10 protein-coding genes are annotated in these 13,482 nt (G+C 41.1%); 7 read left to right on the plus strand and 3 right to left on the minus strand.

Features of this window, described 5'->3' with window-relative positions; genetic code table 11:
- Window positions 1-18 precede the first annotated feature (18 nt).
- The gene (locus tag ACPEIW_RS04175; protein ID WP_425663215.1) at window positions 19-738 is read left to right on the plus strand and encodes a response regulator; all 720 of its coding nucleotides are present in this window, start codon (window positions 19-21) and stop codon (window positions 736-738) included.
- Window positions 739-879: 141 nt separating this feature from the next.
- On the opposite strand, the gene ACPEIW_RS04180 is transcribed toward ACPEIW_RS04175, so the two are convergent.
- Both ACPEIW_RS04180 and ACPEIW_RS04185 read right to left on the minus strand, forming a co-directional pair.
- Window positions 880-3,573 carry an ABC transporter permease gene (locus ACPEIW_RS04180; protein WP_425663217.1) on the minus strand — a complete coding sequence of 898 codons (2,694 nt, stop codon included), beginning with the start codon at window positions 3,571-3,573 and terminating at the stop codon, window positions 880-882.
- A gap of 16 nt (window positions 3,574-3,589) precedes the next feature.
- Entirely contained in the window at window positions 3,590-4,417 is an 828-nt protein-coding gene (locus tag ACPEIW_RS04185) for an ABC transporter ATP-binding protein (RefSeq protein WP_004132833.1), read from the minus strand.
- A gap of 565 nt (window positions 4,418-4,982) precedes the next feature.
- On the opposite strand from ACPEIW_RS04185, the gene fucO reads away from it, so the two are divergent.
- A complete protein-coding gene (fucO, locus tag ACPEIW_RS04190; RefSeq protein ID WP_016784865.1) occupies window positions 4,983-6,134 on the plus strand; it encodes a lactaldehyde reductase in 1,152 nt (383 codons plus the stop codon).
- 173 nt (window positions 6,135-6,307) lie between these two features.
- Here the strand turns inward: fucO and ACPEIW_RS04195 are convergent, their stop codons facing one another.
- Window positions 6,308-7,351 carry a LacI family DNA-binding transcriptional regulator gene (locus tag ACPEIW_RS04195; protein WP_425663220.1) on the minus strand — a complete coding sequence of 348 codons (1,044 nt, stop codon included), beginning with the start codon at window positions 7,349-7,351 and terminating at the stop codon, window positions 6,308-6,310.
- 499 nt (window positions 7,352-7,850) lie between these two features.
- Here ACPEIW_RS04195 and ACPEIW_RS04200 point away from each other — a divergent pair, with 499 nt between their 5' ends.
- From ACPEIW_RS04200 to ACPEIW_RS04220, 5 genes are all read left to right on the plus strand, one after another.
- Window positions 7,851-9,134 carry an enolase C-terminal domain-like protein gene (locus ACPEIW_RS04200; protein ID WP_004130435.1) on the plus strand — a complete coding sequence of 428 codons (1,284 nt, stop codon included), beginning with the start codon at window positions 7,851-7,853 and terminating at the stop codon, window positions 9,132-9,134.
- A 126-nt stretch (window positions 9,135-9,260) separates the two neighbouring features.
- Complete coding sequence (locus ACPEIW_RS04205) at window positions 9,261-10,052, plus strand: SDR family oxidoreductase (protein ID WP_016635378.1); 792 nt, start codon at window positions 9,261-9,263, stop codon at window positions 10,050-10,052.
- A gap of 144 nt (window positions 10,053-10,196) precedes the next feature.
- Window positions 10,197-11,483, plus strand: coding sequence for an MFS transporter (locus tag ACPEIW_RS04210; RefSeq protein ID WP_020758179.1), 1,287 nt, complete (start codon window positions 10,197-10,199; stop codon window positions 11,481-11,483).
- 66 nt (window positions 11,484-11,549) lie between these two features.
- Window positions 11,550-12,323: an amidohydrolase family protein gene (locus ACPEIW_RS04215; RefSeq protein WP_425663223.1), complete on the plus strand. Its 774-nt coding sequence runs from the start codon at window positions 11,550-11,552 to the stop codon at window positions 12,321-12,323.
- 137 nt (window positions 12,324-12,460) lie between these two features.
- Window positions 12,461-13,375 carry a dihydrodipicolinate synthase family protein gene (locus tag ACPEIW_RS04220; protein ID WP_116285774.1) on the plus strand — a complete coding sequence of 305 codons (915 nt, stop codon included), beginning with the start codon at window positions 12,461-12,463 and terminating at the stop codon, window positions 13,373-13,375.
- The last annotated feature ends 107 nt before the right edge of the window (window positions 13,376-13,482 follow it).

Genomic DNA, 13,482 nt, shown 5'->3' on the forward strand with positions numbered 1-13,482 from the left:
ATTGATAGTATGGAAAACATGGAAAATATGGAAAACAATGGAGTAATTCGAGTCGCAATAGCAGACGATCAAGAGCTTGTGCGCGCAGGATTTGCTATGGTAATCAACTCGCAAAAAGATATGCAAGTTGTTGCGCAAGCAGCGAATGGAAATGAAATTGTAGAAGTTGCGTCAAAGGAAAATCCAGACGTTATTTTGATGGACGTGCGCATGCCTAACATGGACGGTTTGGAAGCTACACGCAAAATCTTGCAAGAAGATGCTAATAGCAATACGCGCATTATTATTTTAACTACTTTTGATTTAGACGAATATGTTATGGCTGCGATTCATACGGGCGCATCGGGATTTTTGCTTAAAGACACAGAGCCAGAAACATTGCTTAATTCAATACGAACTGTGTATCAAGGAAACGCAATTATTGCTCCAACTGCTACAAAGCGCTTAATTGAGTCAATGATTTCTAAGCCTAACGATGAAGAAAAAGCAAAAGAAGAGATTGCGACTAAAAACGAGCAAAACGCAAACACGTACGATTCTTGCTTAAATGATTTAACAGATCGCGAGCGCGAAGTTCTTGTAGAGATTGCTCACGGACTATCCAACCAAGAGATTGCTAATAAACTATTTATTAGCTTGCCAACAGTCAAAACGCATGTTGCTCATATTTTAGGAAAAATCAACGCAAGAGACAGAGTCCAAGCTGTTGTGTTTGCTTACGAGAACAGTCTTGTTTAACTATTTTTATAAAAATAAAAATAATGCGAATGTTCTTATAGACAATAAATCTTTTATATAAAAATAATGCGGCTACAAATTAATCAATTCTTAATTGAATGATTAAAATTGCAACCGCATTTTGTTTTGCGTTTCTAGCGATTAGTCCTCCGCAAGCGCAACTACTGGCGAAGACTTCACTGCTCTACGAGCTGGAAGAACGCTGGAAAGAAGCGCTGCAAGCAAAGCGATTAGAGCGAGAACCGCGTAAATAGCCCAATCAACTACAAACGGAACTTTGCCAATTGCGCTAAATACCATGTAGGATCCAATCCACCCAAACGCTGTTCCAACAATCAAGCCAGAAACAGTGCTTGTTAGGGAGATCAACGTTGCTTCCAACGCAAGAGATCTTCTAACCTGTCCTCTTGTCATGCCGATTGCGCGCAAAGTTGCAGATTCTTTGGTTCTCTCAATAACAGACAAGCTTAATGTGTTTGCAACGCCTATTAAAGCAATCACAACAGCTACAGCTATTAATCCAACGAACACCATCATAATCGTATTGATAGCACTCTCCCACTGCGCTCGCTGGAACACGCTTCCACCAGCCATAACCTCCGCATAGCTAGATGTAATATTTCTAATATTTTTAACAATATCTACAAGATTAGCTTTGCTAGAGTCTACCGTAATAAGCAAAATATGCGTTGTAGGCTTAAGGTAGTTATTGAAGTAAGATTTGCTAACAAAAGCAGTATTCCTTGAATATATATTAACATTTCTATACTTCTTAAACTGAACTTGCTTTACAGTAATGCTCTTATCGTTATTACTTGGGTCTGTATTCATGCCAGTAAATGGCGTAATATTATTACTGTCTGTTTCATCAGAACTGTACTTTTCTACGTAAGCTTGCAGATTAAGGTTTCCTTTTTTAAGCTCAAAAGGTTCGCCGCCTTCGTTATTAAACTTAGGCAAAAGCACAGAATCCTTGTTTATGCTAACGCCATCAAGGTCAGTGTGCATTACATTTTTAAGTTGATCTGTATTATCAACTCCAGCTGCCATAGCATACTCAGTTTTGCCCTTAGCGTTCTTAAAAGTCATAGGAACTGCAGGAAGCAACTCAGTATTCTTTATTCCACTAATCTTTGAAATGTCGGCAGCTAGAGATTCATCAACATTCTTGCCTTGAATAATAATGTCAACACTGTAATGATCATCAACAACACCTTTAAGAGTTGCTTTACCGCACATTGCGCCCGTTACTACTGTAGAAACAAGCGTTACGCCAATAAGCAAAGCTGTTCCAGTTGCCGCAACTCTTCTAGGATTTCTTTGCACGTTTGCATTAGCAACTTTAGACGCGGGCCCACAAAGTGCCATAATTGCTCCAGTTGCCTTCATAGCAAACGGCATCCAGAATGTTGCTGTAATAATAATGCCAATAAAAACAAGCGCACAACCAAACATTGCTCCAAGCAAAGTCATCCAAGAATCAGAACCAGCAGTAGGAGACTTCCTCGCAATCATGCTTGCTAAAGAAGTAGCACTTAAAGCCGCAGCTAAAATACCTACAACAATAAACACAACGCCAAAAACAGCGCGAATAATGCTTGCACGCTTATCTTTAATCAAATCCATTGGTCGTAGCGCTTCCATAGGCGTTACTTTTGTAGCAGATCGAGCAGCACTCATAGATGCAAGAACTGTTACAATCGTGCCAATTGCTATTGGCCACACAACCGCTGGAAGCGAGACAATCAAAGGAATCTTAGATAACGGTCCAGAATTAATATTCACGTTACTAATTGCGCCCATAAATCCGATTGCGCAAAGCACACCAACAGCCGCGGAAATAACTCCAAGTATTGCAGCTTCAAGCAAAACTGCAGCATAAAGCTGGTGAGATTGTGCGCCAATTACGCGCAAAAGCGCAAGAGTTCGTCTGCGTTGAGCAACCAAAACTTGGAATGTGTTTGCTATAACAAGCGAAGAAATAAGCAACGCTAGAATACCAAAGGATAGCAAGAACATGGTTACAAAATTAGTGCCGTTAGACACATTTCGAACAGCTCTTACGCCAACTTCGTGCCTAGACATAAGAGAGAATCTCGAAGGAAGCAAAGAGTTAATCTTAGGAGATAAATCGTTTATTTTAGATTCATCAATACTCATGTACACTTTGCTTTGCACAACTTGATTGTCAAAATTCTTAATATTTTCGAGTTTTGCACAAAAATCGTTCGTTATGCCACCAAGATACGTGCCGCGATTTGAAAATGGTATTTGAGAATGTTCTCCATCGTCAACAAGACCAACCACACGAACATCGTACGATTTTTCTTTATCTCCGCCAGTGTCATCTACTTTAACCAAAGTTATAGTATCGCCAATATTTGCATGTATTGATTTAGCAATACTTTTAATAAGCGTAATTTCGCCTATTTCTTGCGGATCTCTACCTTCTGTTGATTTATACACAGGAAGATTTCCATACAAACCATTAGACCAAGCGATACTCGTAACTGATTTATCACCTTTTTCTACTCTTACAAGCGCAGTCGCATCGTCGCTACGAATACCGTTAACGCCAGGCATCTTCGATATTTTGTCTAAATGAAGGTCTTTATAATGAATTTCACTACTCGGAGAACTGTTAGGATTCTTAAATGAGATTGCATAATTTGCGCTACCGAATTCATCTGTTGCGTTGCGAACCATCAAGTCATCAACACTGTTGCTAAAAAGCAAAGTAGCGCTCATAAACATGCTGCCTATAAGAATCGCAATTCCAGAGGCGATTAACATGCGCACGCTTTTACGCATAAGTTTTAGTGCGATTTTCCACATTCTAACTTCACCCCTTTTATTGCAATTGAGCAGGCTGATTATTAACGCCAGCCTCGCTGCGTTCCATAAGCATCTTGCTCATTCCTTCTGCAGTAGGATTTTGCACGTCTTCAACGATTTGACCATCTGCAAACACGATTGCTCTATCTGCATAAGACGCTGCAACAGCGTCGTGAGTAACCATAATCACAGTTTGACCAAGTTCCGTTACAGACTTCTTCAAAAAATGCAAAACTTCCAAACTGGAAGCAGAATCGAGATTGCCAGTAGGCTCGTCTGCAAAAACTACGGAAGGCTTAGAGATTAAAGCTCGAGCAATTGCAACGCGTTGGCGCTGACCACCAGAAAGCTCAGCAGGCCTATGCTTTAAGCGATCTTGCAAGCCAAGAGTATTAATCAAAGTATTAAACCATTGCTTATCTGGCTTTTTGCCTGCCAAAGTAAGAGGCATAAGAATATTTTGCTCAGCGCTAAACATTGGAAGAAGATTAAAACTTTGGAAAATAAACCCAACCATTTCGCGGCGCATAAGCGTAAGCTGATTATCGCTCATACCTGTAATATCTAGGCCATCTACCAAAACTTTTCCAGAATTAACGCTGTCAAGACCAGCTAAAGAATGCATTAACGTTGACTTTCCAGAACCAGAAGGGCCCATAATCGCAGTAAACTTGCCGCGCTCGAAGCTAACGCTAACATCTCGCAAAGCGTGAACAATGCCTGCGCCCTTGCCAAAATCTTTAACAACATGCAAAGCTGCAACCGCAGTCTCGCCAATCAAACCTTCTTGAGCGGAATAATTCATTTGCGTAAAACGCGTATCTTGACTATTTTCAACACTCATTTTGCACCTCACATACTTCTGTGATTACCTTACAATTACAATTTACGTGATTAAAAACGCATTCTCTATAGTGCGTAAGGCTGATATTTTCATTGGAATAATAGGGATTTTGATATTAAATTTTGATATAAAAATGCTCTTATGTAAAATCGTCATACTTTAGTATGAGAAGCTTGCATAAGATTGTTAATGCTACAAGCTCAAATTTGCATTTCACGCGATTAGTCAAATACAAAATAAGTCAATTTTTAATGCAAAATAAGTCAATTTGGCAACTACAACACCATCAATTAAAGAATTTTTCTTAAGACGATTAATATTTTTCCTTCAAAATAAGCATTACAAATCATGTGCTCGAATTGTTATAAATGTGCTTATTTATATCTAAAATAAATAAAAATGCGTCAAATTAGTTAGTTTATGTTCATTTTAATTGTTTATTTGTTAATTTTAGTAACAAAACACTTATTTAACACACTCGCCAAATGTCATGCAATATTGTAAAATATTAATCGACTACCAAAATTTGGCATGAGCCAACAAGAAACTCAAAGGAGATTTTCGCATGGTCTATAGAATGATTTTCAATCAGACTGCTTACTTCGGTCGCGGAGCAATCAAAGAGATTCCAAACGTTGCTAAAGCGCACGGCTTCAAAAAAGCATTTGTAGTAACAGATCCCGTTCTTGTAAAGACGGGAACCGTTAAAAGAGTTACCGACGTTCTAGAATCCGCTGGTCTTCCATACGAAGTATTCGACAATGTAAAGCCAAATCCACCTGTTGAATGCATTCAAGACGGCGTAGAAAAGTTCAAGGCATCTGGCGCAGACTTCCTTATTGGTCTCGGCGGCGGCTCTCCGCAAGATACTTGCAAAGGCATTGGAATTATTGTAGCTAACCCAGAGTTTAGCGATGTTCTTTCTCTAGAAGGCGTTGCAGATACAAAGAATCCTTCTGTGCCAATCTTTGGCGTGCCAACAACAGCAGGAACCGCTTCCGAAACAACAATCAACTATGTTGTTACCGATACTGCAAAGCTTCGCAAGTTCGTTGCAGTAGACCCTCACGATATTCCAATCGTTGCATTCGTAGACCCAGATCTCACCGACTCCATGCCACGCTCGCTTAAGGTTGCAACTGGTTTGGACGCACTCACACACGCAATCGAAGGTTTCATTACTCCAGGTGCATGGAGCCTTTCGGATTGCCTGTCTTTGCAAACAATTCGCATGATTGCACAAAACCTTGCAAAGAGCGCAGACGGAGATGTTCCAGCAGGCGAACAAATGGCTTACGCAAGCTATATAACTGGCATGGCATACTCCAACGTTGGTTTGGGCTTGGTTCACGGCATGGCTCACCCACTCGGCGGTCGCCTTGGCGTTGCTCATGGCGTTGCAAACGGAATTTTGCTCGCTCCTGTTATGGAATATAACAAGGATTACACTGGCGAAAAGTATCGCGATATTGCTGCCGCATTCGACGTTCCAAACGCATACACCGACGACCTCGAAACCGTGCGTAATGCTGCTGTAAAGGCAGTTCACGACTTAACGGTTAAGCTTGGAAATCCTACTAAGATTAGCGAAGTTGGAGCTAGTGAGGCAGATATTGAAGGCTTAAGCCACGACGCTTTGGCAGATGTTTGCACTCCAGGAAACCCACGCAAGGCAACTTTGGAAGATATTCGCAAGATTTACACAAGCTTGATGTAGCTCTTTGCGTAGTCTTCTAAAAATAAGCAAACAATAAATAAATACGCACATTTAGAACAAACAATTTGTGGACGCAATTTATCTTGATTTAACTCTTGTGTTAACTCTTGATTTAAGTTGCGTCCACATTTTGTATGTAACAAGTCATAAAGCCTATATCTACAAGCCTTATATTAATCAACAACTGGCTGAGTACTGTCTCGAATAACAACATTAGCAGGAAGAACTAGTTGACTTTCAATCTCCTTGCCTTCTCGAATTGCAAGAATCATACTAACAGCATTTTTTGCCATAATATCAAAAGGTTGATTAACGGTTGTTAAAGAAGGCATTAAATATTGCGCTGGATAAACGTCATCAAAGCCTGCAACCGAAAGCTCTGTTCCTAACTTAATTCCGCGCTCGCGAGCTGCACGATACACATTTACAGCAGTAATATCGTTGCAAGCAAAAATCGCAGTTGGACGCTTACCTTTAGGCAAATCCAAAAGACTACAAGCCATTTTGTATCCAAGCTCTGGAAGATAATCGCCCTCTTTTACTAAGTCTTTATCAACACTCAAACCAGCTTGTTCCATAGCAGCACTGTATCCAGCAAAGCGAGCAACACCAGATTGAACGTTTAATGGACCTGTAATAACTCCAATTCGCTTATGACCCAAACTAATCAAATGCCGAGTAAGCTCGTAGGAACCTGTCCAGTTATCAATAGAAATCGTGTGATCGTTGCCGCTTCCTATAGAAACTGGGTCAATAATCACAAGCGGAATATTGCGCATACGCAAAAATTCTTTATCTTTTTCTTCTAGATCAGACATTTGCGATATAACACCCAAAGGGTTTCTATCTACTATTCCACGCAAGCATTCCTCGCGCTTTTTGCCATTGTTAGTTTGAGCAACCGTAAGCGCTAATCCTTCTTTTTGCGCCCAGTGAGACGCGTAAGTAATCATCTCAATCGTGCCATTATTTGCAACGTAATCTACGAGTAGCTCAACTGTTGGAGAAATTTTAGTGCTAACAAGAGAATAATCGCGCCCACTTTTAGCTAGAACTTTTTCTACGCGCCTTCTAGTTTCTTCCGATACTCCCGACCTACCGTTTATTACCTTCGATATTGTAGACGGAGAAACACCAGCTTCTTTAGCAAGTTCTGTAATCTTAGGCTTCGACGATTCAGATTCTTCTAAACCACTTTGTTTGCTATTTATGGCCATTTTCTCCCTTTCTAGCTTCTGCGCGTTTTTGCTTAACGCATTTTCCATCTAAATCATTTTCTATCTAAATCATAATCTTAAAGAAAAATTCGCATACATACTTAAGATTATCCGCAATAATACAAGCTGCCAGAAAAACTGAAAAATAGAATTATTGCTTGATTTATCAAGGTTATTACAGGTTCCATAATACACTATTTCGCATTTAACGCGCAAAAAATGCGAAAATTTCTTACGACACGCCGAATAATAAAATTATTTGCCATTAGTCGCAAGCAAAACGCGGACTAAATGCGCGATTTTACTTACTAAAAAGCTCAATTTTTCAATAATCAAAAAATCAAAAATATGACATTTATCACATTGCGTCATCGTCGAAATATTCGCAAAAATCGCTTTACGAAAATTTCTACTCATACTACAACATTTTTCCATTATTTTGATATAAAATTACAAATGTAGGTCACAACGATCTTAAAGCAAAGGAGCACAAATCGTTATGAGTACAATTACATCAGTAAAAACCTATGATTTTAGATTCCCTACGTCGCAAACGCTTTCTGGATCCGACGCAATGAACAAAGATCCAGATTATTCATCCGCATACGTAGAAATCAAAACAAGCCTAGACGATGGCATTAAAGGCGTTGGATTTGTATTTACAATTGGCCGCGGCAACGATGTTGTTTGCGCAGCAATCGACTCCATGTCTCAAGTGCTTATTGGCAGAAACGTAGAAGAATTACTAGACAACATGCGTCTTGCATGGGATCTTTTTGTTCACGACTCACAACTTCGCTGGCTAGGCCCAGAAAAAGGCGTAGAACACATGGCAATTGGCGCTATTTTGAGCGCATTGTGGGATATTAAAGCAAAGCGAGCTGGAAAGCCATTGTGGCGCTTGCTTGCCGAGATGGATCCAAAGGAATTAGTCTCTACGCTCGACTTCCGCTATATGACAGACGCTTTAAGGCCAGAAGAAGCAATCGAATTCTTGCAAGATGGTCAAAAAGGCAAGGAAGAGCGCATTGCTGATTTGCTTGTAAACGGATACCCAGGCTACTCCACTGCTGCAGGCTGGCTCGGTTACAGCGACGAGAAAATGGTTGCAATCGCTAAGGAAGAATCGCAAGTTAAAGGCTTTAAGCAAATTAAGCTTAAGGTTGGTCAAAATGTAGACGACGATTTGAGAAGACTCGCACTTGCTCGCGAAGCAATCGGCCCAGACGTTCGTCTTGCAGTAGATGCAAACCAAGTATGGGATGTTCCAACAGCAATCACTTGGATTAATCGCTTCCACGACTTCGACTTAGCTTGGGTAGAAGAGCCAACAAGCCCAGACGACGTTATTGGACACGCAACAATCGCCCGCGCAATCAACCCAATACCAGTTGCAACTGGCGAGCAAATGCAAAGCAGAATCATGTTCAAGCAATACTTGCAAGCAAACGCGTTTGGAATCATGCAAATCGACGCAACTCGAGTTGCAGGTCCACAAGAAGTTGTTCTCGAATACTTGCTTGCGCGTAAGTTTAACAAGCCAGTTTGCCCACACGCAGGTGGCGTTGGATTGTGCGAAGCTGTGTGCCACTTTGCAATGTTTGATTACGTTGCAGTTTCTGGCACAAAGGAAGGCCGCATGATTGAATACGTAGACAATCAGCACGAGCACTTTGTGCATCCAACACAAATCAAGAATGGTAATTATGTTGCACCAACTGCCCCAGGTAATGGCACTGAAATGACGCTGGAAACGGCTGAAAAGTACCTTTATCGCGGATAGTTATGCAATTGTGGCTAGCAGTTTACATTAAGCTGTTTATTTTAAATTGCTAGCCACTTTAAAAAATCAAAGTTCATAATTTAAGATTCAAAAAGCAAACCACATCATTTAACAAAGGAGTTCATTATGGATTTGCATTTGGAAGGCAAAGTTTTCATCGTAACAGGTGGATTCAAGGGCATTGGTAAGGGCATTACGCTTCAGCTTGCACAAGAGGGCGCAATTCCAGTAGTTATTAACCGCGCAGACCCTGCAGAAGAGACATTCCGCAAGGATATTGAGCAATATACAAAGAACTACGATGTTTATCTTCTCGACTTAAACGACACGGACGAGATTGCACCAATTATTGAAGAAACCTACAAGAAGTATGGTCATATTGACGGCATTGTAAATAACGCTGGCGTTAACGACAACAAGGATTTGGAATCCACTTCTTGGCGCGACTTCGAGAAGTCGATTCACGGAAACCTTACCCACTACTACGAGACTGTTCATGCTGCTGTAAAGTACTTAAAGGAAAGCCACGGCGCTGTTGTGAACATTTCTTCTAAGACTGCTCTAACAGGCCAGGGCAAGACCAGTGCCTACGCTGCTGCAAAGGGTGGAATCTTGGGCTTGACTCGCGAATGGGCTGCAGCACTTATTCATGACCGCGTGCGCGTAAACGCGATTGTTGTCTCCGAATGCTGGACCCCACTGTATGCCGATTGGATTAAGACCTTTGGCGACGAAGCAGCTCAGCAGGCTCGTTTGAAGGTTATTACCGACAAGATTCCTCTGGAGAACCGCATGACTACCACGGAAGAGATTGGAAACGAAGCTGCATTCCTGCTTTCTGATCGCTCTTCGCACACCACTGGTCAGTGGGTATTCGTTGATGGCGGCTACGTGCATCTTGATCGCGCTTTGTCTTAAATTCCAAATGCAAATTTAAGATTCGGTGCAATTTAACTAGTCGATGGTGCGCAATGCAAAATGTGTGCTTGCGCACCATTGCACAAAATCATTTAAGAACTTAAAATCTTAAACTCTTTGAATTATTCTCACACGGGAGTGACGATGACTACAAAAGAAAACGACAACGTGGTTGTTAACAATAACAAAAGTAGCTCAAAAACTATAATTGCCATTGTATTGGTAACATCTTTGTTCTTCGTATGGGGTTTGACCATGAATTTGGTCAATGCTCTTAATTCCCCATTTGGACATTACTTAAATCTAAACAACACAGAAGCAGCGCTGCTTCAGGTTGCATACTTTGGCGCATACTTTGTAATGGCTATTCCTGCAGGTTTAATCGCAAAGCGCTTTGGGTACAAGGGCGGCGTAATTAGCGGTCTTGCACTCTTTGCAATCGGCGCATTTGCTGTAATTCCTGCAACCGCTACAGCAAGCTATGTTATGTTCCTTATAGCAATGTTTATTATTGCTCTTGGTGCTGCAACTTTGGAAACAAACTGCAACCCATACATTACAAAGCTTGGCGACGAAAAGGGCGAATCCTTTAGAATCAACATGGCACAAAGCTTTAACGGCGTTGGCAGCATTGTTGGCCCGCTTATTCTTGGCAACATTATTGGTAAAACCGTTAAGCAAGGCGAACCAGGATTTGAATTTGCTAAGTCGAAGTTCCTTAGCGATACTCGCATGATTTACATTGTTATTGGCATTGTTCTTATTGCGGTTATTGCAATCTTCTTCTGCTTTAAGCTTCCTACACCTCCAGGAGATGTTGAGGCAGATCAAGGAAATAAGGGCGATTCTTCATTCTTGCATCTTGTTAAGAAGCCATACTTTACACTTGGCGTTATTGCAGAATTTGTATTTGTAGGCCTTCAGGTTGTTGGAATGGCAATGTTCTCATCGTTTGCTCTTAAGCATTGGGGTGCTGGAGTAACAACTGGCATTGCGGCGTCTATGCTTGCAATCGTTTCCTTAATGTTTACTCTTGGTCGCTTTATTACAACGCCTCTTATGACAAAGTTTGATAGCGATAAGATTCTTGGAATCTACATGGTTTTGAGCGCAGCGCTTATGTTTGTAGCATTCCTTGGACTCGGCAAGATTTCTGTAGTGGCCTACATTATCTCCTACCTGTTTGTGTCTATTGGATTCCCAACCGTGTTCTCACTTACCTTAAAGGGAATTCATGGCTCTGCTGCAAAGACTGGCTCTTCCGCTTTGATTATGAGTGTTGTTGGCGCAGCTATAATCCCACTATTCCTTGGATTTGTACAAGATTTTGCTGGCATTGAGGTTGCAGTGTTGCTCACCGTTCCAGGATTCTTGTATGTAGCTTGGTACGCATTGTGGGGTTCCAAGATTGGTCTTGTAGAAGCTAAGTGATTTGCAAAGAACTACAAAGTCTTTATTTGAAAGTCTTTAGAAAGACTTTAGAAAGGAAAGTTTATTATGTCTCAACTTCGTATTTTAGATTCCCATTTTCATATTTGGGATCCAACAAAGCAAGTCTTGCCTTGGCTAGATGGCTTAGACAAGCTAAACCACACCTTTACGTTAGAGCAGCTAGAAAAAGAGTATGCGGATTTGGGAGTTGACTTCCTCGGCGGCGTATACGTTGAGGTTGATGCTGCAGACCATGAGCTAGAAGATAGGCTTATTGGAGAAAATCCTAATCCTAAGATTCTTGCTAAAATGCTTAGAGTTACGTTGGATCCATTTATGCGTGTACCAATTAACGCAACTGGCATTCGCGAGCCTCTTCACATTCCAAGCGAGCCACGCGGCCGCTGCCTAGAGCCTTCGTTTATTGGTGGCCTTAAGGCAATGGCAAAGAAGGGCATGCCTTTCGAGCTTTGCAATCGTGGCGAAGAGCTTTCAGACATGGCTAAAGCTTTTGAGCAAGTTCCAGAAGTGACTGTTGTTCTAAACCATTTGGGCAATGTTCCAGGATTAGACGAGGATTCCTGCGCTGCTTTGCGTGCGTTTGCAAAGCTTCCACACAGCTATATTAAGATTTCTGGAGATAATCCAGTAAATCCATATATTGTTAAGTTTGTAAAAGACACATTTAGCCCTGATCGCCTACTCTTTAGCTCTAATTGGCCAGTTGTTAAGTTGAATTCTTCGCTTAAGCAGCATCTTGACTTAATGGTGGAGCTTTTCGGCGACGACGAAGATTTCTTTATGAATAATGCAAAGAAGGCGTATGGTATTAAACTGTAATTAATTAAGTTATTTGAATAGTCGATTTTAATAGTCGATTTTAGTAATCATTGCTTATGGGGTGTAAGATTTTGCCAGTTAAAGTCTTATGCCCCATAATTAAATACACAAAATAATTAAATAAAAGGACGAATTTTATGACTACTTCTAATAGCGCAAAGCTTGATTTGCATGCTTTTAAGGGCGTTTTTTGCCCATCAATAACTGTAAGCAAAGATGACGGAAGCATTGACTACGACTTATGGGCAAAGCACTTAGACCATCTGATTGATGCTGGGATTAATGGCATATTGATTTTTGGCAGCATTGGCGAGTTCTACGCATATCCGCTTAGCGTAAAAAAGGAAGCCGCTAAGTTTGCTATTGAACACGTTAATCACAGAGTTCCAGTTCTTATAGGCGTTGGAAACACAAATCTTAACGAAGTACTTGACTTTACTAAGTTTGCGCAAAGTTGCGGAGCAGACGCTGTTGTAGCTGTGTCTCCATACTACTTTGGGCCAACCGCACAAACCGCAGAACGCTACTTTGGCGCAATTGCGAGCGCAACTAGCTTGCCTGTTATTCTATACAACTTCCCTGCTCGAACTGGCAGCGATTTAACACCAAGCTTAGTTGCAAGTCTTGCTGAAAAATACCCGAATATTGTTGGCATTAAAGACACGGTAGATACTATAAGCCATACTCGCGCAATGATTGAAGCAACTAGACGCGTAAACCCAGATTTTGTTGTTTTCTCTGGTTTTGACGAGTACTACACTCCTAACAGGATTGCTGGAGGAAATGGCGTGATTTGTGGACTTACTAATGTAGAGCCAGAAACTTTTGCAGCTTTGCATAAGGCGTATGAGGCTGGCGACTTTGCGCATCTTATTGAATGTGCTAAAAGAATCAGCCACTTGATGGCAGTTTACAACACTACTGACTTGTTTATTTCTGCAATTAAAGCTGCTGTAAATCTTAAGGGATTGCCAATTAGCACGCTTGTTCGCGAGCCTGCAAGTCAAGTTAATAGCGAGCAAATCGAAGCAATTCGCGCGCTGCTTAAGTAACTAAGTCACTCGCAATAAATCAAGAATAAAAAGAATAAACCCGCACAACGTTAAGAAGTGCGGGTTTGTTTTATGTTGACTTACGTTGATTTATGCTACGTAAGTTG

It is taken from the genome of Gardnerella piotii (genome assembly GCF_049815665.1).
In the GTDB taxonomy this organism is placed as follows: domain Bacteria; phylum Actinomycetota; class Actinomycetes; order Actinomycetales; family Bifidobacteriaceae; genus Bifidobacterium; species Bifidobacterium piotii.

Excerpts from the sequence above, each read along its gene's own strand:
- ACPEIW_RS04175 (WP_425663215.1), top strand. The coding sequence starts at position 19 with ATGGAAAATATGGAAAACAATGGAGTAATTCGAGTCGCAATAGCAGAC.
- ACPEIW_RS04180 (WP_425663217.1), bottom strand. The coding sequence starts at position 3,573 with ATGTGGAAAATCGCACTAAAACTTATGCGTAAAAGCGTGCGCATGTTA.
- ACPEIW_RS04185 (WP_004132833.1), bottom strand. The coding sequence starts at position 4,417 with ATGAGTGTTGAAAATAGTCAAGATACGCGTTTTACGCAAATGAATTAT.
- fucO (WP_016784865.1), top strand. The coding sequence starts at position 4,983 with ATGGTCTATAGAATGATTTTCAATCAGACTGCTTACTTCGGTCGCGGA.
- ACPEIW_RS04195 (WP_425663220.1), bottom strand. The coding sequence starts at position 7,351 with ATGGCCATAAATAGCAAACAAAGTGGTTTAGAAGAATCTGAATCGTCG.
- ACPEIW_RS04200 (WP_004130435.1), top strand. The coding sequence starts at position 7,851 with ATGAGTACAATTACATCAGTAAAAACCTATGATTTTAGATTCCCTACG.
- ACPEIW_RS04205 (WP_016635378.1), top strand. The coding sequence starts at position 9,261 with ATGGATTTGCATTTGGAAGGCAAAGTTTTCATCGTAACAGGTGGATTC.
- ACPEIW_RS04210 (WP_020758179.1), top strand. The coding sequence starts at position 10,197 with ATGACTACAAAAGAAAACGACAACGTGGTTGTTAACAATAACAAAAGT.
- ACPEIW_RS04215 (WP_425663223.1), top strand. The coding sequence starts at position 11,550 with ATGTCTCAACTTCGTATTTTAGATTCCCATTTTCATATTTGGGATCCA.
- ACPEIW_RS04220 (WP_116285774.1), top strand. The coding sequence starts at position 12,461 with ATGACTACTTCTAATAGCGCAAAGCTTGATTTGCATGCTTTTAAGGGC.